Here is a 26,033-nt window from a genome sequence, read left to right on the forward strand (position 1 = left end):
GTGCCACGCCGGGGTTCGGCGGGTGGGCCGGGCGTCAGCCGGCCCACCCGCCTCCTGACGCGGCGGGGACGGCCGCACCGGGCGCGCGCTCGGCCCGTCGTGGGGCCTCGGCCGCCGGCCGGGCCGGGTCAGCCCAGAAGGGTGCCCAGGTAGTTGCTGTTCTTCTTGACCTTGATCTTCTTCTCGGTCTGCTGCACGGCGGATCCTCCTTCCGGACAACTCGGTGGCGTTCTCCCGTACGGGAGTTCATGGGGTGGCGGGTCCCGCGGGGGCCGCGGCGACGCGGTCCTCGGTGTAGCCGCCGTCGACGCCCAGGACACGGGTCCCGGTGTCGGTGTAGACGGTGGTGCCGGGGGCGATGATGTCGAGGTGGTACTGCGTGTACGGGGTGAGGCCGAGCCCCCAGTGCAGGCAGCCCTGGGTGCCGCCGTAGACCTCGTTCATCGCGTGGTTGCCCGGCAGCAGGTCCAGGCTGGTGTTGAGGGCGTGGCCGATCTCCCAGACGATGCGGTAGCGCGAGTCGACGGCGAACATCGCCTCCAGCATGTCCACCGCGGGCCCCGCCGCCGGGGTGTCGGCGCGCAGGTCCGTGATGGCCCCCGCCTCGACGCGGGCGATGACGGCGGCGCCGGTCATCGCCGCGAGCCGGCCGTGCACGCGGGCCTGGTCGCGCCGGGTGTAGGAGGGGGTGCCGTTGTGAAGGATCGGGTATCCGCTCAGGACGATCTCGCCCTCCAGGGGCAGCCGCATGTCCTCGTGGAACTCGGTGATCTCCACCGGCAGCACGCTGATCTCGCCGGAGGGCACGATCTGCTGCTCGCCCCAGTCCAGGGGGCCCGCCTGCTGGTTCCACTCCAGGCCGTCGTCGAGGTGGCGCAGGACGGCCCGGGTGCCGCGCCGGTCGTCGCGGTAGACGAGGTGCTCCGCCGCTTCGAGGTGGTCGAAGAACGCGTCGGAGAACGCGCCCTGTTCGGCGGAGGAGGTGCGCTCCATCACCCGCAGGAAGTGCCGGACGGTCTCCAGCGAGGTGGGCGTGGAGTTGCAGGCCATGGCCATCAGCTTGCGCCGCGGACCGAGGTCCTCGGGGCGGGGCGAGGCGAAGAAGGCGTGCGGCGAGATCGCCAGCACATGCGCGGGCTCCGGGATCCGCTCGCGCAGGACGTCCTCGAACATCTCGCCCTCGCCCATCGGGACGGTCAGATAGTCCTTGTACGCGCCGCTGCGCACGATCTCGATCCGCCCCGTCAGATCCGGGTTCGTCACCAGGCAGAACACCGCTCCCTGCGGGGCGCCGAACTGCTGGAGCCGCTCGGGATCGACCATGATGACCGCGCTCATCGGTGACCTGCTTCCTGGCGGGGGAACGCTGGGGACTGCGGATGTGCCGATGCCTGCAACGTAGGCGCAGCCCGGTCTGCGGGGTGTCTACGGGACGTCCACCGCGCGTACGCCGGGCCGGTGCGCGGCGCCGGGACGTTGCCAACCACCCCCGCGTACGGGCATGTTCGGTGGGGGATTCCCAGCCGTAGGCGGTTCGAGGGGGCGCGCGTGGGACGGACACAGCCGTCGCACCAGGACACGGGAGTGCTGCGCGGTGCCGCGGCCGAGTGGGCGGCGCTGCCGGTCGCCGAGAGGCTGCGGCTGCTCGACGACGCGCGGCCGCGGATCGTCGCCGTGGCGGACCGCTGGGTGGCGTGGTCGTGCCGGGCCAAGGGCATCGGCCCGAACTCACCGGCGGCCGGGGAGGAGTGGCTCACCGGCCCCTATCCGCTGCTCCGCTACGTCGACGCGCTGGCCCGCACGCTCACGGCGGTCCGCGACGGGCTCGACCCCCTGCGGGGCGTGCGCTTCACCGTCCGGCCCGGCGGGCGCACGGCGGTCCGCGTCCTGCCGTTCGAGGCCACGGACCGGCTGCTGATGCACGGCTACCGGGCCGAGGTGTGGCTGGAGCCCGGGATGGACGAGGCCCGGGCCCGCGCGGGCGCCGGGCACGGCGCCCGGCCGGAGGGCGGCGGGGTCTGCGTGGTGCTGGGCGCGGGCAACATCAACTCCATCGCGCCCCTCGACGTACTGCACCAGCTGTACGCCGCCGGGACGGTGGTCCTGCTCAAGCTCAATCCGGTCAACGACTACCTCGCGCCGCTGCTGCGGCAGGTCTTCGCGCCGTTCATCGCGCGGGGGTTCGTACGGATCACCACGGGCGACGCCGCGGCCGGCGCCGCGCTGGTGAACGACCCCGCGGTCACGGCCGTGCACATCACCGGCAGCGCCGCCACGCACGACGCGGTCGTCTTCGGCCCGGGACCCGCGGGCGCCGCCCGCAAGGCCGCCGGGCGCCCCCTCCTCGACAAGCCGGTGACCAGCGAACTCGGCGGAGTCGGCGCCGCGGTCGTGCTCCCCGGCCCGTGGCGCCGGGCGGACCTGCGCCACCAGGCACGGCACCTGGCGGCGCAGAAGCTCAGCAACAACGGCTTCAACTGCGCGGCGGCGCAGGTGCTGGTCCTGCCCGAACACTGGGAGCTGCGCGCGGAGTTCCTCGACGAGCTGCGGTCCGCGCTGCGCACCGCGCCCGCCCGCCCCGCCTACTACCCGGGCGCGGCCGAACGCCAGGCGCGGGCCGTCGCGGGCCGCGCGGACGCCGAGCTACTGGACTCCGCCGAGGTGCCGCGTACGCTCCTGCCGGGTCTCGCCCCGGACGCCGGCGACCCGGCCTTCCGCACCGAGTTCTTCGCGCCCGTCCTCGCCGTCACGGCGCTCCCCGGCCGGACCCCGGCGGAATTCCTCGACCGCGCGGTGGAGTTCTGCGACACGGCGCTCGCGGGCACGCTCGGCGTGAACCTCGTCGCCCACCCCCGGACGCTGCGCGCCCTGGGCCCCCGCTTCGAGGAGGCCGTGGCGAGGCTGCGCTACGGCACGGTGGGCGTCAACTGCTGGACGGCGGTGGGCTACGCGCTGCCGCGCGCGACGTGGGGCGCCTACCCCGGACACACCCCCGCCGACGTCGGCAGCGGCATCGGCACGGTGCACAACGCGCTGCTGCTGCCGGGGGTGGAACGGACGGTGCTCACCGGCCCGTTCCGGCCGGCGCCGCGTTCCGTACTGAGCGGGGAGTGGGCGCTGTCGCCCGTCCCGCCGTGGTTCGTGCACAACCGGACGTCGGACGAGACGGGAAGGTTGCTGTTCGCGTATACGGCGTCGCCTTCGGCGCGGAGGCTGGGGCGGGTGCTGTGGTCCGCGCTGCGGGGGTGAGGGGGCGCCTGCGGCGCGTGTCCCAGGCCCCCGGCTGCCTCGCCGTTGCCGCCTGCGGCGGGAGCGCCCTGCGGGCGCGTCCTCAAACGCCGGACAGGCTGAATCGTGCGGACCGTAGCCAGCACAATCAGCCCGTTGGGGGCACCTCTGGGGGCACCCCCGGACGGAGTCTGGGGGAGGTAGCTGGGGGAGTTCGAGGACAACGCGCGAAGCGTGTTGCTGAGGGGCTGGGGGCTCGCCCCCCCCACGCGGCGGAGCCGCACATCAGACGCAGCCGGGAAGAGGCGGGGCTGGGGAAAAAGCCCGCCGCAGGCGCCACGCACCCGCCCCCACCCATCAGCGCAAGCTAGCCGCGCCCACCGACCCGAGCCAGCGCCGGAACGAAGCGCGCCGCATCCACCGTACCGACGCCCGTAGCCATGTCGAACCCATCGACCGCCTTGTAACCGACAACACCCTGGTAGCTGTTGTCCGTACCGTCGTTCACATCGACGATGCCCGTGCCCGGCCGACCGTCCAAGGCCCGGTCGTAGAGCGTGTACAGCGCATCGTGGATGTTCCCCAGCCGGTGCCCGGCCGCCTGGTCGGCGAGGGCGACGATGCCGGAGAACAGGGGGCTCGACTCACTCGTACCGCCGGAGACGTCCCAGCCGGTGGCGGCGGGGTCGTAGCTGGAGTAGACCCAGGCACCGCCGTTGACCGCGGCGGCCATGGAGATGTCCGGGGTGCCGCGGCGGTCACCGACCACGTCCGCCACGCCGTCCTGGAAGTCCGGGCGGTCGAAGACGTGCGACTGGCCGCCGCCGCCCGCGCCGTTGTCGTTGTAGACGCTCTCCGGGGCGGTGCGCTCGCCCTTGTCGTTCAGGTGCAGCTGGGTGCCGCCGACCGAGGTGACCAGCGGGTCGGAGGAGGGCCAGGAGTTGACGCGCTCCTTGTAATAGCCCTTGCCGTCCGCGGTGTTGTCGGTGGCGCCGCCGTCACCGGAGGAGGCGAGGACGGTCACGTTCTTTCTCTCGGCCGCCTTGAAGGCGTACCGCAGGTTCTTGATGCTGGAGAAGTCGCCCTTGTCGAAGCCGGGGAAGGTGTTCTCCGTGGCGCCGAAGCTCTGGGTGATGACGTCGCCGACACCGTGGTCGATCATGAACTTCTCGGCGTCCATCATCTCCGGCAGGCCGGTGACGCCCTCGGTCTCCGCGACGGCCGTCTCGACGAGCACGATCTTCGCGTCCGGCGCGATGGCGTGGGCCATCTCGACGTCGAGGGTGGTCTCGCCGGCCCAGCCGGTCATGTCCGTGTTCTTCGGGTCCCAGGCGGGGACGTTGCCCCACTTGACGACCTTCACCGGGGTGCTGGCCATCCCGAACTGCTTGCTGTAGACGTCCAGGTCGTGCTGGATCGTCGGTGAGCCGAAGGAGTCCACGATCACGATCGTGCGGCCCTTGCCCGTGACGCCCGCCTTGTAGAGCGGGTCGAGGTTGTACGCCTTGCGGTACTGCAGCGGGTTGTAGCAGGCGATCTTCCACTTGGCCTGGCACTCCGCGGTCGGGACCGGGCTCGGCTGTCCGTGGACCAGTTGGTGACCGGCGACGGCCGGGATCACCTTGGTGTGCGGGACGGCGGCCTCCGCCGTCGCGCCGGCCTGCGGAAGGGCCGCCGCGGCCAGCGCGGCGGTACCGGCGGCGACAGCGAGGACGCGCAGCCGGGGGCGGGCTATGTGCATGGAGTCTCCCTCTGTGGGGGCGGAGCCGCGAGAAGCGGCTGCGGCGATCCCACCGGGCGATCATGTGCAGAACAAGAGCGTTTGTCCCTTGATGCCGAATGCTTTACCTGGCGCCGAAACCTTGGATTTTTCATGGACATTTCATGAGGAGGTTGCGGTGTTTCGCATACCCGTTCGACACTCGTCGCGCTCCATGGGACATAACGGGAGAGACTGGGAGAAGAGCTCCGGGAGGGGCTGGGGGCGGACCGGACACCGACCACCGGACACCCCGAGAAAGCAGGCACCACCATGGCTTTCCGCAGCAGAAACCCATCCGCCGAGCCGGCGCTCGGCACGTCCGCGACCGCGTTCTCCGCGGGGATCCTGCTGCTGCGCCTCATGCTCGGCCTGATCATGATGGCGCACGGCTCACAGAAGCTCTTCGGCTGGTTCGGCGGCGAAGGCATCAGCGGCACGGGGAAGTCGTTCACCGAGCTCGGCTATCCGGCCGGCAGGACCATGGCCGTCGTCGCGGGCCTCAGCGAGAGCCTCGGCGGCGCGGGCATCTTCCTCGGCCTGCTCACCCCGCTCGCCGCGGCCGCGCTCCTCGGCACGATGATCAACGCGCTCGACGTGACCTGGGACGGCAGGTTCTTCGCGCCGAAGGGCGTGGAGTTCACCCTCCTGATCGCCGTCGCCGCGACCGCCCTGGCCCTCACCGGCCCCGGCCGCCACGCGGTCGACCACTACCTCCCCGTACTGCGCCACCACCGCCTCTCGTACGGCGTCGCGGCGATCATCCTCGCGGCGGTGGCGTCCTGCGTCGTCCTCCTGATCCGCGGCTGACCGGCACCGCTCAGCCCCAACGCGCCTCGAAGGGCAGACCGAGCCGATCGCTCTCCATGACCACCCTCAGCATCGCGCTCACCGTCATGGCCGACGCTCCGCAGGACGCGGCGCCGGTCCCGGGGCGGGCAGCCGCCTTTCGAGGCGCGGCGGCACCCGCCGGATCGGCCCGGTCAGTCGCTGCCGGAAGCGCGCAGCACCTGGGCGTCGGCCAGCTCGCGGTAGGCCGGGCTGCGGTCCAGCAGTTCGTCATGGGTTCCCTCGGCGATCACCCGGCCGGCGTCGAGGAGGTAGATGCGGTCGGCGTTCTGCACGGTCGAGAGCCGGTGGGCGATGAGCAGCACCGCGCACCTGGCGGCTATGTCACGCATGACCTTGCTGAGGGCGGCCTCGTTGAGCGCGTCCAGGTGTGAGGTGGGCTCGTCGAGCAGCAGCAGGGAGGGCCGGGTGAGCAGGGCGCGGGCGAGGGCGACGCGTTGGCGTTCGCCGCCGGAGAGACTGGCGCCGCGTTCGCCGAGGACACAGCGGATTCCGCCGGGAAGCCGGTCGGCGAGCTCGGTGAGGTTGGTCATCCGCATGACGCGTTCGACCTCGGCCGGGTCGGCGTCCGGCACGGCGTAGGTGATGTTGTCCCAGAGGGTCCCGTGGACGACCGGGGTGTTCTGGTCGACCAGCGCGATCCGGGACCGGCAGGCACGGCGGGTGAGTTCGGGCGCGGGACGCCCTTCGAAGAGCACGGTGCCCGCGTCGGGATCGTAGAAACGGGCGGCGAGGGAGAAGATCGTGGTCTTGCCGGCGCCGGAGCGGCCCACCAGCGCGGTCTGGCCGTAGCGCGGAACCGAGAGGGACACGCCGCGCAGCACGGGCCGGCCCGTCGGATAGGCGAAGTGGACCTCGTGGAAGGCCAGGGCGGGGGCCGGCCCGGCAGGGGCCGGGCATGCCTGGGGAGCCGGCGGGGGCACGCGAGCGGGGCCGGGCGGTTCCCCGGGCAGGGCGAGGATCTGGTCGACGCGCTGATAGGCGCCCATGCCGCGCTGGATCAGGCCGATGGCCCGGAAGACCGAGGAGAGCGGGATGACCAGGTAGGACGCGTAGAGCAGGAAGGCCACCAGTTCGCCCAGCGAGTCGGCGCTCCCGACCCGCATGCCGCCGATGACCAGGACGAGCAAGAAGGAGCCCTGCACAGCGAGTTCGACCGCCGAGCTCATGAACGCCGCCAGCCTGGCGGTGCGCACACCGGCGGTGTACGCGCTCTCCACACGGGTGCCGATGCGTTCGGCCTCGCGGTCCTCCGCACAGTGGACCCGCACCATGGGCAGCGCGCCCAGCGCCCTTTCGAGGTCCGCGGCCATCTCGCCGACGGCGCCCTGGGTGCGTTCGGCGGCCGCGCGTATCCCGGACAGCAGCGAGGTGACGATGAGGGCGGCCGCGCCGACGGTCGCGGCGACCAATAGGAGCAGCAACGGGTCGAGCCAGGCCATCAGTGCCACGGCGCCGAGGGAGACCAGCGCTCCGGAGACCAGGTCGACCAGGGCCTGGGCGGTGGCCTCGCGGACGACGGTGGTGTCGGCGGTGACCCGGGATATCAGATCGCCGGTGCGGTGCCGGCCGTAGGCCCGCATGTCCAGGCGGAGCAGATGGCCGATGAGCCCGTGCCGCATGGTGCGGATGACACCTTCGCCCATCCGTTCCAGCAGGAACCTGCCCACCGCGCCGGTGACCGCTTCCGCCGCGAACAGGCCCGCCAGCAGGACCAGGGGCCACAGGAGCCCGCCGTGCCGGGCGGCGTCCACGATGTTCCGCGCGACGAGCGGCTGGGCCAGTCCCATCGCCGAGCCGGCCAGGGTGAGCGCGGTGGCCACGCAGATGACGCGCCGGTGCCCCGAAGTCAGCCACAGCATGGTGCCCAGCGCTCCGCGGCCGCCCCGCCACGGGGTGGCCGGCCCGCCCGGCCGGGTGTCACGGTCCTCCGGGCGAGGCTCGGCGTCCGCGGTGAGCTGCCCGGTCACGGCACGTCCTGTGCCGCGGCCCCGTCGGGAGCGACGACGAGGAGCCGGGTGAAGTAGTCGTCCGGAACGCCCTCCCCCACCGGCCGGTCATCGGCCTCCACCCAGGCATGGGCGGCGAACGGCGGCACCGCCCGCACCCCCGTGCACCAGGTGGGCCAGACACCCCACAGCCGGCACAGCAGCGCGGTACCCAGCGAGCGCGGCAGGCATCCCTGCGGCCCGGCACAGCGCAGACTCACCGCGCACACCGCGTCCCGCGCGGCCTGCGCCTGCCCGGGCGTCGCGGCGACGGCACGCCTGCGGAAGACGGCCAGCACCGCGGTGATGTGCCGCGGCGGCAGCCGGGCGAGCAGGCGCGCCATCGGAAGAACGGCGTGGGCGCCGAGGCGGTGCGCGAGCGGGACACCGTCCGGGCGGACGAGCGCGCTGGGGGTGCTCATGACGCCAGGCCGCTGGAGCGGAGCCGGGCGGTGAGCTCACGGACATCGCGCTCCGCCTGCGCGAGGCTGATGTCGAACGCCGCGATCAGCGCCTTCGCGGCGTCCGCCTCGTCGCCGCCGTCGAGCAGGGTGCGCAGGACGAGGGTTCCGGTCGGGTTGAGCTCCCAGTACTCCCCGCTGCGCTGGTTCAGCAGGACCGTTCCGTAGTCGGTGCGGGCGGTGGAGATGCCGGCGGCGAGCCGCAGTGCCATGGGCCGTGCCCCTTTCACGGGTGCTGTCCTGGGGTGGCCGTACGGCTGTCGAGGCCGCGCAGCCACACCTCGCAGGCGATGGTGGAGTAGAGGATCGCGTCCTGCAGACCGGGGCTCGCCGGGCGGCGGGCCAGGTCGCACAGCGCCTTGCGGTCGACGAGGCCCAGAGCGGCCAGGCGGGAGTCCTCCCACAGGGCCAGCAGGTCACCCCGGTGCTCCCGCAGCCCGTTGGAGGCGTCCATCGACGCCTGGGCCTTGCTGGTGCGGCGCAGGCACTCATCGGGCACGATGCCGCGCATGGCCGTGGTCAGCAAGGGTTTGTAGGCCCAGGGGGTCACGCGTTCACTCGCCCGCACGGCGAGGGCGGCCTCGATGACCCGGTCGTCGAGGAAGGGCGAGGCCATCGCGAGGCCGGCCCGGGCCGCCATGCCGTCCCAGATGCGGATGATCCGCGTGCAGGCGCGGATGGCCTCGAGGTCGGTGTGCAGACCGCGGTCAGGGTGCAGCGGCCGGGCGGTGGCCGCGGCCCGCAGCATGGCATGGCGGGCCAGTGCCTCGGTCTCGTGGGTGGCCCAGTCGAACAGCCGGGGCGGGGCCGACCAGCCCAGGGCGCCGGTGACGGTGGCGGGCAGCGGGTCGCGCAGGCACATCGCGGCGTCCGCCAGCCACCGCCGGTACGGCCGCCCGTCGGCGAGTGCCCGGGCCATGGCGGCCGAAGGCCAGTTGAACAGGACCTTGAAGCCCCGCAGTTGACGCAGCGCCATTCCTGGCTGACGGCGCAGCAGACGGTGGTAGTACGCCTCCGAGCACCAGGCGATGTGGTCGCCGCCGATGCCCGTCAGATGAAGCCGGCTCCCGCGCGCCCTGAGGGCCGGCAGATGGTGCAGGACCCGGGCCCGGTCCATCACGCCGATGGTGGGCTCGTCCATGGGGTCGTCGATATCCAGCAAGTCCGTGTAGACCAGGGGAGATTCATCGGCGTCCCATACGACATGGTCGACCTCGGGCAGGTGGCCCGCCGCCCGCTTCGCCCAGTCCAGGTCGTCGTCGGCCGGGTCCCGGCCGGGCCAGGTGGAGGCGATGACCCGCGCCGGAGAGCGGTCGGCGAGAAAGCAGAGCGAGGTGGAGTCCAGACCGCCGGAGAGGTCACAGCTCACCACCCCGCCGGGGTCGGTCCGGGCCGCCACCGCTTCGATGAGTACCTGCCGGACCACCGGCGCCCCGGCGGCGAGCGTCCGCACCGGCTCGGGCGGCTCCCACCAGCGTGAGGTCCGCGCAGTGCGCCCGTCCGCGCCCAGATACAGCGCGTCGCCCGGGGAGACGGCCTGGACGCCCTGGAACACGGAGGTCTCGTAGAGCGGGTGCGGGACGGGCCACAGCAGCCTGACGGCGAGTTCGCCGCGGTCGGGTGTGGCCCTGGTGGCGCGGGCGAGCAGGTCGGCGGTGCTGGCGGCCACCGCGACGCCCCCGGCGGCCGCCCGGAAGACCAGCCGCAGCCCGGAAGCGGTGCCCTGCACACGCACCCGGCCGTCCAGCGACGCCACCAGGTGGAAACTGCCCGGCAGCGTGCGGGTGAGCGAGTCGAGCTGGGTGAGGTCCGTCAACCGGTCGGCGTGGCGGCGGAGTTCGTCCGATGTGACGGGGCAGCAGCCGAACACGGCGAGAGCGGCCCGCCGCGTGCCGGCGCTGACGCACTCGGCCTCAGTCCACATACCGACGATCCACGGACGGCCGGAGGGGTGGTCAAGGGTGCGGACCGGCTGCCCGGCCCGGGCAGGGAAGTGACGGGGGAGACAACGGGCCACGGCGAGCGCGTCCCCGCAGTCCGGAAGGACCGCGAAAATCGCGTCACCGAGGCCCGAGCCCGCGTCATCGCAGGAAGACGCCATGGTGCTGGATCAGCGACCCTGCCTCAGTTCTTGCTGAGGATCAGACGGTCGTTGCCACTGCGCTGAAGCAGCCCGGTCTTCGTGCGGAAGTCGCCGCGCCGAACGAGAGTGGGAGCCTCGTACGTCTTCTTCATGACCTTCTCCTTCTTCGGGAGATGGAGAACCACCCCGACGTCAGACGTAACTCCCATCCGATGCAAGGAGGTTCGCTGTCACGTAGAACGTAGCAGCGTCACCCCGGTGTCGGACCATACGACTATGTGCGTAGCTATGGACAGAATCGCATGGGTATGCTATAGAGGGATGTTCGAGATTGCCCCTTGAGTTTTCGGCCCGCACGCCGGAGATGGAGTCGGGGCGAAGGCCGCCCCGGCGTCCGGCACATGCCTGTGCGAGGCGTCAGATGCCGCTCAGTCCGGCAGCGCGGCGGTGAGGTCCACCTCGACCAGCTGCCCGGCGAAGCCCAATTGCGCGACCCCCAAGAGCGTGCCGGCGGAGGTGAACGCCGGCCCGAGGACGGAAGCGGTGAGCCGGCTTCAGACGATGCCCAGATCCCCCCCTGCCGTCGCTCCGTACATAGATCACTGAACGGACCACGTGCCGCGGCTGGGCATTCACCGCCGCGAGGGCGGCGAGCGCGCTCGCGACGACCTGGTCGACTTGCGCCTCGAGGGAACCCGGACCGACGAGGGAGCCGCGCCGATCGAGCGGACACCGCCCCGCCAGGTAAGCCGTCCGACCGGCCTCCACAACGGTGATGTGGTGATACCCCGGCATCTCGCGCAACTGGCCGGGGTTGAAGCGGGTGATCTTCGCGGTCACGCCTCGAGTCTGACGAGACCGCCGCGGAAACGCATCGCAATCCACCCGCACACCGTTCACCTATTGCGCACACTGTTCGGTCACCCGTACAGTGTGCGTACCGGAGCAAACCCGCAAAAGGAGAGAGCACCCCATGACCTTCGACCCCGCCCCCTGGCAGGCGCGTTTCGATGAGCTGCGGGCAGCGCACCGCGTGCCCGGGGCGACGCTGGCCGTGCTTGTCGGAGAGGACGTCCACGAGTTCGCCAGTGGCGTGCTGCACCGGGGGACGGGTGTGGAGGCGACCACCGACTCCGTCTTCCAGCTCGGGTCGATAGCCAAGGTCTACACCGCCACCCTGGTGATGCGGCTCGCCGAGGACGGCGCGCTCGATCTGGACGCCCCGGTGGTGGACGTGCTGCCGGAGTTCGCCGTCGCCGATCCCCGGGCCACCAAGGCCATCACCGCGCGGCAGTTGCTCTCCCACACCAGCGGCCTCACCTGCGACTTCACGCACGACACCGGGCGCGGTGACGACTGCCTCGCCCGTTATGTGGAGGCCGCCCGGGGCGTGGCGCTGGACTGCCCGCCCGGTACGGCCGTCTCGTACAGCAGCGTCGGATACAACGTGCTCGGCCGCATCGTCGAGGTGCTCACCGGCCTGACCTGGGACGAAGCTCTCAAGCAGCGGCTGCTCGGCCCGCTCGGGCTCACGCGGACGATGACACTGCCCGAGGAGGCGCTGGCCTTCCGGGCGGCGATGGGGCACCTGGGCGAGCCGGGGCGGGAGCCGGAGCCCGCGCCCGCGTGGGACATGATGCCGCGTTCGGCCGGGCCGTACGGCCGGGTCATCGCCTGTGCCGCCGACGTCGTGCGGCTGGCCGCGATGCACCTCGACGGCGGCATCGCCCAGGACGGCACCCGCCTGCTCTCCCCCGGGACGGTGGCGGCGATGCAGCGGCGCGAGGTGGACGTCCCCGACAAGTGGACGGTCGGCGCGGACGGCTGGGGGCTGGGCTGGACGCTCTACAACTGGGACGGGATCGCGGGCTTCGGCCACGACGGGGCGTCGATCGGGCAGTACGCCTATCTGCGGGTGGTGCCCGAGGCGGGCGTGGCCGTGGCGCTGCTGACCAACGGCGGGGCCGCCCGCAAGCTCTGCGCCTCGCTGCTGCGCGAACTCCTCGCCGAACTGGCCGGAGTGCGGATGCCGGACTCCTTCGCCCCGGCGGAGCGGCCGCCCGTGGTCGACATGGCGCCGCTCCTCGGCACGTACCGCCGCGAGGGCGTGGTCATCACCGTCGCCGAGCGCGACGGCGCGCCGCACATGGTCTACGAGTTCGTGGACGGCATGAAGGACTTCTCCCCGCCGCTCGACATCGACCTGGTGCCGGTGTCCGAGACGGTGTTCGCCGGCACGGGCGCGGGCCCCTCCTTCAGCGAGGACTGGATGCCGGTGGTCTTCTCGACGCTGGCCGACGGCACGGGGTGCGTGTACGTGGGCATGCGGGCCGCCCCGAAGACCGGCCGCTGACCGAGAGGCGCGGTGCGTGCCGGGCGCAACGGATTCCCCCGTGGTTCGTTGAGGACAGTTGAGGACCGGGGGATCCGAGGCCGAGGGAGCGCGATGCCGGCACCACCGCCCGCCCTGAGCGTGCGTGACGTACACAAGTCGTACGGATCCCACGAGGTGCTGCGGGGCGTCTCGCTCAGCCTCGCCCCCGGCACCCTGGCCGGGCTCGTCGGGGAGAACGGCGCGGGCAAGACGACGCTGCTGCGCATCCTGTGCGGGCAGATCCCCGCCGGCTCCGGGACGGTGCAGCACCTGGGGGCGCTGGGCTACTGCCCCCAGGAGACGGTGCTCAACGACTTCCTCACCGTCGAGCAGCACGTGCGCTACTTCCGCTCCGCGTACGACCTGGACAATGTGGACCGCGCGGAGGAGCTTCTGGAGGAGCTCCACTTCGCCGAGTACCGCCACACCCGGGTCGACGCCCTGAGCGGCGGCACCCGGCAGAAGCTCAATCTGACGCTGGCCCTGATGCACGACCCGCAGGTGCTGCTGCTGGACGAGCCCTACCAGGGCTTCGACTGGGAGACGTATCTGCGGTTCTGGGACCTCGCCGCCCGGCTGCGCGACCGGGGGCGGTGCGTCCTCGTCGTCTCCCACCTGGCCTGGGACACCGAGCGGCTGGACGAACTGCACCGGCTGCGCGACGGCGTCGCGGCCCGCTGGGAGCCCGGCCGGGGCACCTCCGCGGGATCCGGGGCGGCGCGGTGAGCCGGGCCCGGTCGCGGCTCCTGACGGCCGTCGGCTTCGCCCTGCTGGAGCACGCGCGCAACCGCTTCGCGCTCGTCCTGGTCGTGTTCTACATCCCGCTGTGGCTGACGCTGGAGCACTGGTTCGTCACCTCCGACCCCGCGACGTTCCTCCTGCGCGCGACCGGGGCGCGGCTGACGGTCGACGGCGGCCATCTGACGATGGTGTCGGGGGCGGTCAACACGGTCACGCTGATCGTCGGGTTCATGATGTTCATGACGACGTTCAAGTCCCTGGCCTTCGACAGCCGCCTGGTGCTCGCGGGCTATCCCCGGTTCCATCTGCTGATCGCCAAGGTCGTGGCGATGACGCTGGCGGCGACCCTGATCGCGGGCTACGCCACGGCCGTGGTCTGCTACTACTGGGACCCGGTGCGGCCCGCGCTGCTGGCGGCGGGGCTGTTCACCGCGGCCGTCGCCTACGGCGGGATCGGCATCCTGCTGGGCGCGTTCCTGCGGAGCGAGCTGGCGGGCATGTTCGTCATCATCATGGTCAGCCTGCTGGACACCATGCTCCAGAACCCGATCAGCAATCCGGCGGCGAGCAAGGACGGCGTGAACCTGCTGCCGGAGTACGGGCCGACGCAGGTGAGCGTGGCGGCGGGGTTCACCCGTGCCGTGCCGTGGGAGCAACTGCTGCTGGGGCCCCTGTGGTTCGCGGGGGCGTGGCTGCTGGGCACGGCGGCCTTCCATCTGCGCACCCGCGACCACCGCCAGGTGCTCCGCGCGGCAGCCGCCCGGGGCTGAGGCCGGGCGGGCAGGGCGAGCGCCTGCCCGCCCGCGCCGTCAGGCCGCGGCCAGTTTCGCCGCGTGCGTCAGCAACTCCTCGTACACCGCGGGCCGGTCCTCGTCGATCACCGGCGCGCCGATGCCGAAGTCACCGTTGACCCAGCGCGCGGTCACGCCCGGGTTCGCCGACTCCGTACCGTCGTGGAGGAACACATGCGGGCTGCACCGCACCCTGCCGTCGCACGCGGCGCGGTACTGCTCGATCACCGCCCGCCGGGCCGTCCCGGTGTCGAGGGCGTCGGCGAGCGCGGCCACGTCCACCGCTCCGGTGGCGCGGGCCACGTCGAGGATGACGTGCCGCATGGAGATGCACCGGCCCTCCGCCCAGAAGGCGCGCCGCAGGGCCAGGTCGAGCTGCTCGCTGGCCCGCCAGCCCTGGGCCTTGGCCGCCTCGACCGCCTCCAGCGCGGGCAGTGTGGTGACGGGGTAGGTCCAGTCCGGGCCCTGCCACAGCCGCCAGCCGGCGTCCGGCTCCAGCGCGCCGAGCACGGCGATCTCGGAGTCCACGCCGGGGCGGGCGTTGACCTCCTCGTTGAACAGCTCCAGCGGGAAGGCCCGCAGGTCGAACCGGATCCGGTCCTCCAGCCCCAGCCGGCGCCGCACCGTGTGCAGGCGGTGCACGGCGACGTGCGCGAAGGAGCAGTTCAGGTCGGTGAAGACGACGACGGTGTCCGGGCTGTCCGGCAGCCGGGGATCTCCGCCGGCCGCGGTGTCGGGTGTGTGCTTCAACATCTCTCCTCACGGGGAGTGCCTGGAGCGGGCCGGGCCCGCTCCAGGCACCTTGTCACGGCGTCCGGCGCGCCGTCACGGTGTTTCCGTCACGCGCAACAGCCCCCACCAGCCCTCGCAGACGCCCCAGTGCAGATTGCCGGTGCGGTAGGCGTAGTCGCCGGGGTAGTTGGCGCGGAAGCGGACGGTGCGGGTGCTGCCCGCGGCGAGGGCGCCGATGGTCGAGACGTACGGGCCGCGGCCGGTCTCGGAGCCGTCCCACACCTGGCCGTGCACGGTGAAGCACTGGTTGCGGCTGCGGGCCCCGCCGATGGCGAGGTGGATGGCCACCTGGTCACCGGCCCGGCACCGGAGCAGCGGGGTGGGCGGGGCCGGGTCGGCGAGCACCGGGTGGAGCGGGTGCAGGGCGGCGGTGCGGTAGTTGTACGCCTTCTGGCCGTCGTCGTCCCTGCTGTCGGAGAACAGGTCGGCGACGGGCTGGGTGAGGTCGCCGTCGTGGAAGAGCCGCAGCCCGTCCTGGCTGACCAGCACCAGTTCGTGCACCGGCTCGGCGTTGAGCCTGCGGACGACCGCCCGTTCACCGGTCCAGCACTCCACGCCGGAGTCCGGGTCGTAGGGGGTGGCGTCGGCTGCTTCCACGACGAGGGCTCCCACCAGGCCGCGGCGCATGTGGGAGACCACATCGGCCTGGTCGCGGAGCAGGGCGACGCCGGGCTCGGCGGCGTACCAGTGGTAGGTGCGCGAGCCGCCGGGCTTGACGGTGCTGTCCTCGTTGTGGCCGGCGTGGGCTCCGTCGTCGGTCTGGACGTCGTAGCGCAGGCGGGTCGGGTGCAGGGAGACCCGGCCCGAGATCACGCGGGAGCCCGGGTCGTCCTTGGCCAGGAGCGGCGGGTCGAAGGCGCTCGCGGGCGGCGGTCCGTCCAGCTCGTTGACGAGGGTCACCTCGACCCACTCGCCCTCCCGGCAGCGCAGCACGAGCGGGCCGTCCTGCCGGACGCCGTCGACCTCGTAGACGAGTCCGTAGGGGTCGACGCGCTTGTCGCTGTAGAGGATGTCGCGGGACTTGGCGCGGACGGTGAAGCGGCGGACCCGCTGCTTGGGCGGCAGGTGGCCGAGGACCGGCGAGGCGGAGGACAGGGCGGGCAGGCCCTCGTGGGGGCTGCCGTGCAGGCGCAGCAGTCCCCAGGCGCCCAGCCACAGGTCGTCGGTGGCGCCGAAGGACCAGAGGTGGTCGCCCGGCCCCTGGCGGGGGTCGAGGTCGAGGTCGCCGACGTTGGAGATGCCCAGGGTCAGCTGGTCGCGCCAGGGGGTGTCGGGGCGGCCGCGCCACTGGCGCCAGCGCAGCCCGTTGGTGGTGAAGCTGTGCTGGAGGTCGTGCGAGCCCTGGAGGACGTGCAGCCGGATCTGCTCACCGGGGTAGGCGTGCAGCAGGGGGGTGCCCGGGTCGCCGTGGACGCTGCTGGCGAACCAGTCGGCGGGGTCGCCGCCGCGCTCCGAGAGGGGTTCGCAGCGGTAGTTGACGGCCATCACGCCCTGGTCGTCGGGGCCGCCGGGGGTCGGGGGCGGGTTGATGGGGCCGCCGCCGTGGCCGCCGGGCATCGCGCCGTCCATCTGCATGTGCTCGACGAGGGGGACGAAGTCCGCCACGGCCAGCACGAATTCGCGGAACTGGCCCTCGGGGCGCTTGATCACGGCCTGGGTGCCGCGGCGCAGCGGTGTCGTGGCGTCGGCGGGCTCGTACCACTCGGCGTCCTCCGCCTCGGCGATCAGCGCGCCGAAGAGGCCGTGCCGCTGGCGGTAGTTGGCGAGCAGGTGGTCGTGGAAGAAGACGGTGCCGAACTCCTCGTTCACGTACCAGCGGTAGGTCCAGGAGTTGTAGCGGCCGAAGTCCTCCGCGCCCTGGTCCACGGTGGTGGTGCCGGAGATGTAGTTCCAGCCGATGCTGGAGCCGTCGGAGATCAGGGGGTCGTATTTGACGAGGTGGGTATGGAGTCCGCACTCGGCCTGGAAGGGCAGCGCGGGGTCGAAGGCGCTCTCCTTCTGGGGGCCGGTGGGCAGCGCGTTGGTGAGGGTGAACTCCAGGATCTCGCCCTTGCGGGCCCGGATGACCAGGGGCTCGATGGTGCGTTCGCCCGCTTCGAGCTGGCGCCGGAATTCCTCCAGGCCGCCCGCCTCCTCCAGCTCCTCGGCGAGGACGAAGAAGTGTCCGCGGTGGTCGTGCCAGGTGACGGCGTGTTCGGCGGTGGGGTCACCGTGGTAGTAGACGGTGCCGCTGGCGGCGACCAGGTGGTAGCGGCGCACGGGTGCGTCCGGTGGGCCGATCTTGGTGAACGCCTCGCCGGGCTGCGGGTCCCGGCAGAAGGCCGCGGCCTCCAGCGGGGTGGGTTCGCGGCCCATGCCCGGGGGCTGGTGCGGGGTGCGCGGCGGCCGGGGCGACTTCTGCGGGTAGGCGGCGGCTTCGCGCATGAAGTTCGGGAAGCCGGGCTTCTCGGGCGTGGGCGGCGGCGGTGGGGCGCGGTGCGGGAGCGGGGTGAGGGCCGTGATCGGGGTGCCGTCGGGGTAGCTTCCGGTGCCGTCCTGGAGGGTGTCGAACATCCGGAAGAGGCCCCACATGCCCATGTGGAAGTGGACGTACATGTGGCAGTGCCAGATCGCGTCGCCGACGGCGGCCTGCGCGGAACCGAGGCCGCCGATCAGCTCCAGGGTGAGGCCCTCCTGGGGGCTGATGCTGACGGAGTCCACGATCGGGGACGCGGGGTCGGCCGGGTCGGTGTGCCACTGGTGGAGGTGGGTGTGGAAGACGTGGGTGTCGCGCATGCCGCCGTGGACGAGCCGGATGACCGCGGGGTCGCCCTGGTAGCCGCGCAGCACCGGGGTGGCGGGGTCGCCGAACATCCACGAGCTGTGGTGCATCTCCTCGCCCGTCTGGGCGTCGCGCACCGGGTCGAGCTGTCCGCTGTCCAGCATCTGCTGGTAGCGGTACATCCGCCATTCCATGGGCTCGATGCGGAGGTTGACCGGGAGCATGGCGTTGTTGAGCGGGGTGAGGTCGCCGAGCGTGTCCGGGCCGCCCCGGCGCGCCCGGGCGGCCACCGACGGGTGGGTCATCGGACCGGCCGCGTCCATGGCGGCCGTGCCGCCACCCATCCCACCACCCATGCCCCCCATGGGAGGCATCACGGTGGAGAGGTCCGCGGGGTTGTCGTTGCTGGGGTACTCCATCATGAAGATGACGAACTCGCGGAAGCTGCGGTCGGGCAGGTGCACGTCCGCGTAGAGTCCGGAGGCGAGGCCGCTGCCGGTCTCCGGGTCCGTCCAGGTGGCGTCCTCCGCCTCCACCACGAGCGCGCCGATCATGCCGTGGCTCTGGCCGCCCTCGCCGCGCGGGTCGGCCATGTCACCGAAGTGGAAGACCCCTTCGTGCTCGCACACCCACTCGTAGAGACGGGTGCCGCCGGGCGGGACGCTGGTGTCGGGGTTGCGCCCGACGGCCAGCCCGTCCTGGGTGCGGGCGTCGTACTGCACGCCCTGCATGGTGATGCCGGTGGGGCGGTCCAGCTCGTTGCTCAGGCGCACGCGCAGCCGCTCGCCGCGGCGCACCCGCAGCACGAGCGGGCGGGCCAGCGGGTGCGGCTTCGGGACCCGCTCGGGCTCCTTGAGGTAGTCCGGGAACGGCGAGGGCCAGGTGGCCGCGACCGCGCGCAGCTCCTCGGCGTCCTGGGCGAGCGTGTAGAGGGCGCCGTTCGCGTCGTAGTCCCCGAACTCGTTGTAGGCGATGGGTACGTGCAGGGCGACGACGTCGTACGTGCGTGTGGGTGTTGCCATCAGTGGTGCTCCCCCGATATGTCGTACGTGCGCGCTTGCGCTTGGTGGGTGAGGTGGAGGGGTGACTGGTTGAGGTGGGGCGGGGTGGGGCGGGACGGGGTGGGGCCCGTCAGGGGGCGGTGCTGTGCGCGAACCGCCCGGTTTCCTTGCCGTCGGAGAGGATCCGGCCCTCCCAGCGGTAACTCTGCCGGAACGGGCCGTCGTTGGCGGCGCCGCCGTTCCGGGTGAAGGTGAGGACGACCCGGTCGCCGCGCCGCACCGCGACCTGGTTCTCGATCGGCAGATAGCAGTGCTTCCAGCTGTCGGAGGCCGTGCGCTCCGCGATCCCGTCGCCGGAGATGTCCAGGGCCACGGTGTCGGAGAGGGTGGCCACGAAATAGCCCTTGAAGCCGCTCAGCACGCCGTCCCGCTGCGCGGTGAAGACGAGCGGCACCTCGTACGTCGTGGCCGGCTCGCCCTGCTCCAGGTCGTGGACGCGCACGATCCGCGGCGCGGCGAGGTGGCCGTCCAGCGGCAGGACCACGTCGTAGTAGAGGTCGAAGGGGCCGCGGGCCCCGCGGCCGCGCAGCAGCTCGGCGAAGTGGCCGGCCCCGCCGCCGTCCTGCGGCAGCCCCGCCCGCACCTGGGCGTGGGCGCGCGCGGCCGTTACCGGGACGAGGTAGCTCTCGACCCGCCGCGGGAGCATCCTGCCGCCGGGTGCGAGGAAGCGGCGGCGCGCGTCGGCGAGGATCGTGGCGAAGCCCTCGTTGTCGGCGAGGTTGCCCATGATCTCCGAGATGACGATGTCGACCCGCTCGGGCAGCTCCACGTCGAAGGAGAGGCCGTGGACGGGCCGGAAGCGGTCGCCGTGCCCGGCGGCCGCCACCCGGTCGCCGGCGGTGCGCAGCACCTCGGCGTTGAGCTCGATGCCGTAGACCCGGCGGGCGCCCGCCTCCAGGGCCCACTGGGCGAGAATGCCGGTGCCGGTGCCCAGGTCGAGGACGGTGGCGCCGGGGCGTACGGCCTCCAGGACGGCGGCGCGGAACGCCTCCATCCGCAGGTCGTCGCCGAGCATCAGGTCATGGAAGGCGAAGTCCCAGTCGGTGAGCCGTTCGGAGGCGGGCAGCCAGACCTGTTCCGCGGTGTACGGCGCCGGTCCGTCGGTGGTGGCGGTCACTGTCGCTCTCCTCGCGTTTCTGCCGGGGCGGTGCCGGGTGCGGTGTCCGCGGTGTCGCCCGCGGCGGGACGGACCGGGAGCGGGCCCGCGCAGGGGCCGGAGACCTGACGGCCGGTGACGAGGTCGAAGGTCGAGCGGTGCAGGGGGCAGGTGATGCGCAGGGTGTGGGCGTTGACGTAGCCGTGGACGAGCCGGCCCTTGCGGTGCGGGCAGGCGGCCGCGATCTCGTACGCCCGGCCCCCGACGGTGACGCGCACCCACTCCCCCGGCAGCGGCTCGACGACGGGTGGCTGGTCGCTCTCACTCATGCCGCCTCCCTGGCCCGCTCGACGGCCGCCTCGAAGGCGGTGCCGATGAGCTCGGAGACCAGCAGCGCGCCGACCCACAGCCGGGTGGGGTCGAGTCCGTGGGCGGCCTCGTACTCCCGGATGGCGACCTGCATCTCCTTGCGGTGGAAGGTGTCGATGTGCAGGTGCTCGGTGTAGTACCGCCCGTTGGCGATGCCGAGCCGCTCGCAGGCGCGGGCCTGGACGGTGAAGGCGGAGGGGATGCTGGCCTCCAGATAGGCGAGGCCGCCGAGGAAGTACTCCATGTGCGGGGCGCGCTGGGTGAGCCAGTAGAAGACGTCGAGGAAGGCGTAGGTCTCGTCGCTGGTGCGGTCCAGATAGGCGTCCAGTTCGAGCGGGAGGCCGAGTTCCGCGAGGAGGTTCACATAGAGCTGGGAGTGGGCCTGCTGGAGGTTTCCGCAGCCGAACTCGTCGATGAGCACCCGCATCACGGCCATCTGCGCGCGCAGCGGCAGACGGGGTATGGCGGGGAAGAAGTTCTGCGCCTCGGTGAGCCCGTCGGGCGCGAACTCCGCGACGACCGCTGTCATCTGACGGAGCGTCGCCTCCTCGGCGAGGTAGTGCCCGGCCGGTGTGGCCTCGCTCTCCTTGGCCAGCAGCTCCTCCAGTGCCGCGACCCAGTCGGCGCGGGTGGCCAGTGGTGGGGTCGTCTCCTCCAGCCGGGCCACGCGGGCCACCACCCAGTCGCGTTCGATCCGCTCGATCTCGGCGAGGGTCGCCACGCCGGGCAGGGAGCGGTTGTGGACGAACAGCCGCTTGAGGTCGCTGTCCGTCGGCCGGGCTTTCATGTGCGGCTCCCTTCCAGTGCCGCCGTCCGGTCGGTGCCGAGCACCTGGCGGCGGTGGAGTTCGGTCTTGAGGGAGCGGTACCAGTCGGGCCGGTCCAGACCGTGCCGCTCGCAGGCATCGCGCACGACCGCGTCGTAGGCCGGCCGGGCGCCGAACGCCGTGGCGCAGATGGCGGGTTCGACGTTGGCCAGGGCCATGACCCAGCCGTCCACCTCCTCGCATTCACCCACGAGGTGTTCCAGGCCCTGGAGGACCGGCACTCCGGGGCGCGCGGCGAGCAGGGCTCGGGTGGCCGCCGGGTCGCCGGCCGAGTCCTTGACGGCGGCCACGCCCGGCAGGGCGCAGATCCTCAGCAGGGTGTCGTGCTCGATGGTGTTACGGGAGATCTCGGACTCGTGGTAGACGACGACGGGCAGCCCGGCCCGCGCCACGGCCGCGTAGTGCTCGTACATCTCCCGCTGGGTGACGTCCGGCCCGTACGGCGTGGTGGTGACGACGGCGGCGGCGCCGAGGCGGGCGGCGAGCCGGGCCCGCTCGGTCACCTCCGCCGTGCCGGGCCGCTGGATCCCGGCCAGCACCGGCAGTCCGTCGGCGCAGGAGAGCGTGTGGCCGACCATGTCCTGCCATTGACGCTCCGTCAGGGCCCAGCCCTCGCCGGTGCTGAGGGCCGGGAGCAGGGCGGTGACGTGGGGCCGCACCGAGGCGACGAGGGCGGCGACGTCCGCCCGGGACACCTCGCCCCGGTCCGTCAGCGGCGTCACCAGCGGGACTGTCACTCCGTGGAACATCCGTCCTCCTCCCACAGGAGTCCGTGCGGGATGCGCAGGGCGAGCGAAGCACGGTAGAGCTTCTCCAGGCCCTCGGGGAAGGGGACCTCCGGCCCCGCTTCGGGCGGGTGGACGGCCAGCGCCCGGCAGGCGCGCAGGCCCGGGCTGACGGTGCACAGGACGCCGTCGCGGCACAGCACCATGCCGGCCAGGAGCCGTTCGTGCACGGGCAGTCCGGCGGTGGCCTCCGAGCCCAGGCCCGCCTCGATGTCCTCGCGGGTGTAGCCGAGGCGGTCGATGCGCATGTCGGTGTGCAGGTGGTCCATGAAGGGGTAGTAGGCGTCCTGGAGGTCGCGCGGGAAGCGCCACACCAGGTCGTCGCAGCGGCCCACCTGTTCCCAGCTCATCACGACCCGGCCGTGCAGCCGGGTGGCGAAGAAGGACTTGCAGGCGATCCGGGTCGCCTCGTCCGCGCTGTTCATGCCGAGGAACAGCGAGGCGTCCACATAGGTCGTGCGCAGGGGGTGCTCGTGGTGCCCCGGGCCGGCCGCCTCCCCGTGCGGCCGGCCGGTGCGCGGCTCACCGGGCATGGCGTTCCAGCGCGGCGGCGAGGCGGGTCATCGCGGCGGAGAACATCCGCGGGTCGCGGGCGAGGGCGATCCGCAGGTAGTTCTCGCCCTTGCCGGGTTCGCTCCAGTAGAAGTAGCGGCCTGGCAGCAGATAGAGCCCGTCGGAGGTGAGGTCGCGCTGGAGCTCGGTGGCGGTCAGTTCGGGGTGATCGATCCTGAACCAGGCGACACTCACGTTGACCACGGGCTCCTGGTACTCCAGGATCGTCCCGTCCAGCGCCTTGCGGGCGGTCTCGCGGTTGCGGGTGAGGACGTCGCGGACCGAGGAGAGGTCGTCCTCGATGGAGTCCTCGATGTACTCGGCGAGCATGTTCAGCACGAACGGCGAGACATTGAGCAGAACGCTGGTGTGCAGGTTGTATACCGCCTCATGGATATCGTCGCTGACGGTGAGCATCGCGCATTTTGCATCCTGCACCGGCCAGGTCTTTCCGGTGTCCTCTATCGCCATGTAGCTGACGCCTGAATTCTCCAGGAGTTCGTACATGTCGAAGCGTGCGACATCCGGGTCGAACAGCGTGAAGGAGGCGAAGCAGAAATCAATCACCAGCAGCTTGCCGTGGTCCTTGCAGAACCGGACGACTTCCTCGAATCCCTTGCGGCCGTGCTTCAGCAGGCTGAAGCCGGTGGGATTGTTCGGGTCGACCAGGAACAGCGCGTCGGTGCGCACCCGGCGCTTGAGCTCGGTGTAGATCCGGTCGGGGTCGGCGAAGGCCGATTCGTCCACCGGGTAGAGCGGCACGCCCATATTGGCGAGCACGTCGTAGAGATTGTCGAAGCACGGCTCGATCAGCGAGACCGCCATCCGCCGGCGCTTGAGGTACATGCCCACGACCATGGTCGATATGGACGCGGCGTAGGAGAGCATCGTCTTCTGCCGCGCCCGCGCGGTGGGCTGCCGGTGCAGGCGGAAGAACGTGTCGGTGAAGCGCTGTTCGTAGGTCTCCTGGAGGCCCTCCTCCGCTTCGTACCACAGCTCCGGCAACCGGGCGACGATGCGGTGCTGGCTGGCCGACTGCCGCTGGTGCGTGTGGGCGTCGGCGAGGTTGAACTCGGTCCGCAGCGCCTGGATCTCGTGCTGGGTGAGGTCGACGAGAGCCCCGTCGGTGAGGATCTCGGGTGAACTGGTGCGGGTGCCGCTGTGGTTCATGGTTCCTCCCGTGCACACGGTCGGTCTCGGGCCGGCCGGGTCCGGCGCGGTCCGTTGGCGCTGCTCCGCTCGCCCGGTCGGGCCGCCGAAGAGGCTCGGCCCGCTCACAGGGTTTTCGTACTGGGACGCCCCGCGTGCCGTGCGCGGCGTGTCGCCGGCGCACCGGCGAGCCGGAGCGTGGAAGAAATTGCGCGGCCGCGCATTTCTCTGCGGCGCGGGGCGCAATTCAGCTGATGTGGTGGCGCCTCAAGGCATGGGGCCGGGCATGGGACCACTCGGCCGGGCCGGGTCGGTGAACCGGCTCCGGATTCCTTGTGGCATGCCGACGGCTACGCGTATCCAGGCAGGGCCAGTCTGTGCCCGCCGGTCGTCCGGGCATCGCCCGCAATGAGGTGATCTTCAGTGAAGTGATCTTTTCGGCCGCTCGCCGATGCCCCGATCACGAGCTGTCCCCAGCGTCGGTCGGCATCTTCATGCGAACACGGTCGGATTTACTCGCCATGTTCCTTCTCCCCCGTAACGGACCGCAGTCCGACGCGCAGGACTATGCCATACCCGCAACACCGCGGGCAAGCGTTCCCATAGCCCCGATTTACTTGTCGGAAATAAATCAAGATCCATTCATATGCCGCTGGACGGCGGGGAATTGGAAGAGATCCGTTCCGGACCGCGCATAAGCGGAATGGCCGTCGGCCGCCGGCGGAACGGCGGCGGGCATGGCACAGCGCCCCGCACGCGGTGCCCGGGAGGGTCACGGTGTGCGGGGCGGTGCGGTGTGCCGTCCGCGGGTGTCAGACCTCGCGGATCGTCTCGATCTCCAGCGTCAGCTCGATCTCCTTGGAGACGAGGATGCCGCCGGTCTCCAGGGCCATGTTCCAGGTCAGGCCCCAGTCCTCGCGGTTGACCTTGCCGTGCGCCGAGAAGATCGCGCGGTCGTTGTTCCACGGGTCGCGGGCGTAGCCGAGGTAGTCCACGTCCAGGGTGACGGGGCGCGTCACGCCCTTGATGGTCAGGTCCCCGGTCATCTTGCCCTTGTCGCCCTGCCAGGTCACCGCCGTCGAGGCGAAGGTGGCCTTGGGGTGCTTCTCCACGTCGAAGAAGTCGCCCGAGCGCAGGTGGTCGTCGCGGGTGCGGTCGCCGCTGTCGACGCTGGCCATGTCGATGACCGCGGTGACCCGGCTGTCCTCGGGCCGCTCGCCGATCTCGACGGACGCCTCGACGCCGGTGAAGCGGCCGCGCACCTTGGTGAGCATGAAGTGCCGTCCCAGGAAGCCGACTTCGGCGTGGCCGGGGTCGACCTTCCAGGTGCCGGCGGACGGCAGCTCCACGCCGTTCACCTGGCGGGTGGGAGAAGCAGGGGTGCTCATGGGGTGTCGCCTTCCTCTCAGGCGGTCCTGCCGGCGGGGCCGGTCTCGGTCGGCAGGCCGGCGTCGATCCAGTCCTGCTTGCCCTCGCCGTATTCGTAGACGTTCGCGTAGCCGAGCTCGGTCAGGCGCTTCGCGGCGATGCCGGAGTTGCCGCAGGGCTCGTTGGCGCAGTAGACGATGATCTCGGCCTGCTTGTCGGGCAGCAGCGCGGGGGCGAGCTTGTCGACCGCGTCGTGCGGCAGGTTGAGCGCGCCGGGCAGGTGCGCCTCCTCGTAGTACGAGGCGGGGAGCGCCTCGATGACCGTCACAGCACCGCTGTCGATCTTCTTCTTGACGTCGTCACGTCCGATGTTGCGGACCATGTCGCCATCCCTTCGAGAGAGAAGTTTTCCGTGCGTCCGCACACACACTACCAAGTGCGTGCGGACGCACACAAGGCCCGATACACTTTCCCCGTGAACAAAGGGGATGTGGGTATCGAGGCATGGCGAGCACTGCTGCTCGCCCACAACACAGCCGTCCGCGCGATCGAGAGCGACGTGCAGCGCGAGGGCCGCGTCCCCCTGACGTGGTACGACGTGCTGCTGGAGCTCAAGGCCGCGGGCGAGCACGGACTGCGGATGCAGGAGGTCGCCGAGCGCGTGGTGCTCAGCCGCACCCGCGTCAGCCGCCTGGTCGACGAGATGGTCCGGGCCGGACTCGTCCGCAAGGACGCCGACGGCGCGGACAAGCGCGTGGTCTGGGCCGTCATCACGGAGGAGGGCCTGGAGGCGCTGCGGGCGACCGCGCCCGCGTACATGCGCGGCATCCGGCGCCACTTCTCCGCGTATCTCACCGACGAGGAGACCGAGGTGGTCGCCGAGGCCCTCACCAAGGTGGCCCGCGGCGAGCGTGTCGACACGGTGGCCGCCCCGCGCCGCCGCGGCTGAGCTCCCCTCGGCTCCCGGACGGGCGCGGACCTGAGACGGTCCGCGCCCGTC

General features: G+C 71.9%; 23 protein-coding genes and 1 pseudogene. 6 read left to right on the forward strand and 18 right to left on the reverse strand.

The annotated features are described in order from the left end of the window. Nucleotides 1–246: 246 nt before the first annotated feature. Nucleotides 247–1,338 carry a hypothetical protein gene (locus ACZ4A5_RS11135; RefSeq protein ID WP_467581297.1) on the reverse strand — a complete coding sequence of 364 codons (1,092 nt, stop codon included), beginning with the start codon at nt 1,336–1,338 and terminating at the stop codon, nt 247–249. Nucleotides 1,339–1,548: 210 nt separating this feature from the next. On the opposite strand from ACZ4A5_RS11135, the gene ACZ4A5_RS11140 reads away from it, so the two are divergent. After that, nucleotides 1,549–3,249, forward strand: a complete 1,701-nt coding sequence (locus tag ACZ4A5_RS11140; RefSeq protein WP_467581299.1) for an aldehyde dehydrogenase family protein — start codon at nt 1,549–1,551, stop codon at nt 3,247–3,249. Between the two features lie 346 nt (nt 3,250–3,595). Here ACZ4A5_RS11140 and ACZ4A5_RS11145 read toward each other — a convergent pair whose 3' ends face one another. Next, the gene (locus tag ACZ4A5_RS11145) at nt 3,596–4,969 is read right to left on the reverse strand and encodes a S53 family peptidase (protein WP_467581301.1); all 1,374 of its coding nucleotides are present in this window, start codon (nt 4,967–4,969) and stop codon (nt 3,596–3,598) included. A 291-nt stretch (nt 4,970–5,260) separates the two neighbouring features. Between ACZ4A5_RS11145 and ACZ4A5_RS11150 the strand changes: the two genes are divergently transcribed. Beyond that, nucleotides 5,261–5,797, forward strand: coding sequence for a DoxX family membrane protein (locus ACZ4A5_RS11150; protein ID WP_467581304.1), 537 nt, complete (start codon nt 5,261–5,263; stop codon nt 5,795–5,797). Between the two features lie 173 nt (nt 5,798–5,970). Here the strand turns inward: ACZ4A5_RS11150 and ACZ4A5_RS11155 are convergent, their stop codons facing one another. The 6 genes and pseudogenes from ACZ4A5_RS11155 to ACZ4A5_RS11180 form a co-directional block, all read right to left on the reverse strand. Further along, nucleotides 5,971–7,698: an ABC transporter ATP-binding protein gene (locus tag ACZ4A5_RS11155; protein ID WP_467581725.1), complete on the reverse strand. Its 1,728-nt coding sequence runs from the start codon at nt 7,696–7,698 to the stop codon at nt 5,971–5,973. A gap of 104 nt (nt 7,699–7,802) precedes the next feature. Continuing rightward, nucleotides 7,803–8,246, reverse strand: a complete 444-nt coding sequence (locus ACZ4A5_RS11160) for a lasso peptide biosynthesis B2 protein (protein ID WP_467581307.1) — start codon at nt 8,244–8,246, stop codon at nt 7,803–7,805. Further along, a complete protein-coding gene (locus ACZ4A5_RS11165; RefSeq protein WP_467581310.1) occupies nt 8,243–8,497 on the reverse strand; it encodes a lasso peptide biosynthesis PqqD family chaperone in 255 nt (84 codons plus the stop codon). Before ACZ4A5_RS11165 ends, ACZ4A5_RS11160 begins: the two co-directional genes overlap by 4 nt. Nucleotides 8,498–8,511: 14 nt before the next feature. Then, nucleotides 8,512–10,209, reverse strand: coding sequence for a lasso peptide isopeptide bond-forming cyclase (locus ACZ4A5_RS11170; RefSeq protein ID WP_467581313.1), 1,698 nt, complete (start codon nt 10,207–10,209; stop codon nt 8,512–8,514). 200 nt (nt 10,210–10,409) lie between these two features. After that, entirely contained in the window at nt 10,410–10,520 is a 111-nt protein-coding gene (locus ACZ4A5_RS11175) for a keywimysin-related RiPP (RefSeq protein WP_467581315.1), read from the reverse strand. Between the two features lie 276 nt (nt 10,521–10,796). Then, nucleotides 10,797–11,208, reverse strand: a pseudogene (locus ACZ4A5_RS11180) (Rid family hydrolase). A gap of 133 nt (nt 11,209–11,341) precedes the next feature. Between ACZ4A5_RS11180 and ACZ4A5_RS11185 the strand changes: the two are divergent. The 3 genes from ACZ4A5_RS11185 (at nt 11,342) to ACZ4A5_RS11195 (ending at nt 14,253) form a co-directional block, all read left to right on the forward strand. Continuing rightward, nucleotides 11,342–12,721, forward strand: coding sequence for a serine hydrolase domain-containing protein (locus ACZ4A5_RS11185; protein ID WP_467581318.1), 1,380 nt, complete (start codon nt 11,342–11,344; stop codon nt 12,719–12,721). 93 nt (nt 12,722–12,814) lie between these two features. Continuing rightward, nucleotides 12,815–13,468, forward strand: coding sequence for an ABC transporter ATP-binding protein (locus ACZ4A5_RS11190; protein WP_467581321.1), 654 nt, complete (start codon nt 12,815–12,817; stop codon nt 13,466–13,468). Continuing rightward, nucleotides 13,465–14,253, forward strand: a complete 789-nt coding sequence (locus ACZ4A5_RS11195) for an ABC transporter permease (protein ID WP_467581323.1) — start codon at nt 13,465–13,467, stop codon at nt 14,251–14,253. Before ACZ4A5_RS11190 ends, ACZ4A5_RS11195 begins: the two co-directional genes overlap by 4 nt. A 39-nt stretch (nt 14,254–14,292) precedes the next feature. Here the strand turns inward: ACZ4A5_RS11195 and ACZ4A5_RS11200 are convergent, their stop codons facing one another. The 10 genes from ACZ4A5_RS11200 to ACZ4A5_RS11245 form a co-directional block, all read right to left on the reverse strand. Further along, nucleotides 14,293–15,027 (reverse strand): DsbA family oxidoreductase, encoded by a 735-nt coding sequence (locus tag ACZ4A5_RS11200; RefSeq protein ID WP_467581326.1) that lies wholly within the window; start codon nt 15,025–15,027, stop codon nt 14,293–14,295. A 72-nt stretch (nt 15,028–15,099) separates the two neighbouring features. Further along, entirely contained in the window at nt 15,100–18,849 is a 3,750-nt protein-coding gene (locus tag ACZ4A5_RS11205) for a multicopper oxidase domain-containing protein (RefSeq protein WP_467581329.1), read from the reverse strand. Nucleotides 18,850–18,958: 109 nt separating this feature from the next. Then, on the reverse strand, nt 18,959–20,005 hold the full coding sequence (locus ACZ4A5_RS11210; protein WP_467581332.1) for a methyltransferase domain-containing protein: 1,047 nt from the start codon (nt 20,003–20,005) through the stop codon (nt 18,959–18,961). Further along, nucleotides 20,002–20,313 (reverse strand): Rieske (2Fe-2S) protein, encoded by a 312-nt coding sequence (locus ACZ4A5_RS11215; protein ID WP_467581335.1) that lies wholly within the window; start codon nt 20,311–20,313, stop codon nt 20,002–20,004. The genes ACZ4A5_RS11210 and ACZ4A5_RS11215 overlap by 4 nt, the downstream gene beginning before the upstream one ends. Next, nucleotides 20,310–21,140, reverse strand: coding sequence for an iron-containing redox enzyme family protein (locus ACZ4A5_RS11220; protein ID WP_467581337.1), 831 nt, complete (start codon nt 21,138–21,140; stop codon nt 20,310–20,312). The genes ACZ4A5_RS11215 and ACZ4A5_RS11220 overlap by 4 nt, the downstream gene beginning before the upstream one ends. After that, nucleotides 21,137–21,928 (reverse strand): dihydrodipicolinate synthase family protein, encoded by a 792-nt coding sequence (locus ACZ4A5_RS11225; protein WP_467581339.1) that lies wholly within the window; start codon nt 21,926–21,928, stop codon nt 21,137–21,139. The genes ACZ4A5_RS11220 and ACZ4A5_RS11225 overlap by 4 nt, the downstream gene beginning before the upstream one ends. Then, nucleotides 21,913–22,497, reverse strand: coding sequence for a DUF6190 family protein (locus ACZ4A5_RS11230; RefSeq protein WP_467581342.1), 585 nt, complete (start codon nt 22,495–22,497; stop codon nt 21,913–21,915). Before ACZ4A5_RS11230 ends, ACZ4A5_RS11225 begins: the two co-directional genes overlap by 16 nt. Next, nucleotides 22,487–23,686, reverse strand: coding sequence for an aminotransferase class I/II-fold pyridoxal phosphate-dependent enzyme (locus ACZ4A5_RS11235; RefSeq protein ID WP_467581343.1), 1,200 nt, complete (start codon nt 23,684–23,686; stop codon nt 22,487–22,489). The genes ACZ4A5_RS11230 and ACZ4A5_RS11235 overlap by 11 nt, the downstream gene beginning before the upstream one ends. A gap of 791 nt (nt 23,687–24,477) precedes the next feature. Beyond that, nucleotides 24,478–25,053 (reverse strand): YceI family protein, encoded by a 576-nt coding sequence (locus tag ACZ4A5_RS11240; RefSeq protein ID WP_467581346.1) that lies wholly within the window; start codon nt 25,051–25,053, stop codon nt 24,478–24,480. Between the two features lie 17 nt (nt 25,054–25,070). Continuing rightward, complete coding sequence (locus ACZ4A5_RS11245) at nt 25,071–25,415, reverse strand: rhodanese-like domain-containing protein (protein WP_467581349.1); 345 nt, start codon at nt 25,413–25,415, stop codon at nt 25,071–25,073. A 93-nt stretch (nt 25,416–25,508) separates the two neighbouring features. Between ACZ4A5_RS11245 and ACZ4A5_RS11250 the strand changes: the two genes are divergently transcribed. Beyond that, nucleotides 25,509–25,982, forward strand: coding sequence for a MarR family winged helix-turn-helix transcriptional regulator (locus ACZ4A5_RS11250; RefSeq protein ID WP_467581352.1), 474 nt, complete (start codon nt 25,509–25,511; stop codon nt 25,980–25,982). Nucleotides 25,983–26,033: the final 51 nt, after the last annotated feature.

Source organism: Streptomyces sp. NPDC025618 (genome assembly GCF_055558795.1).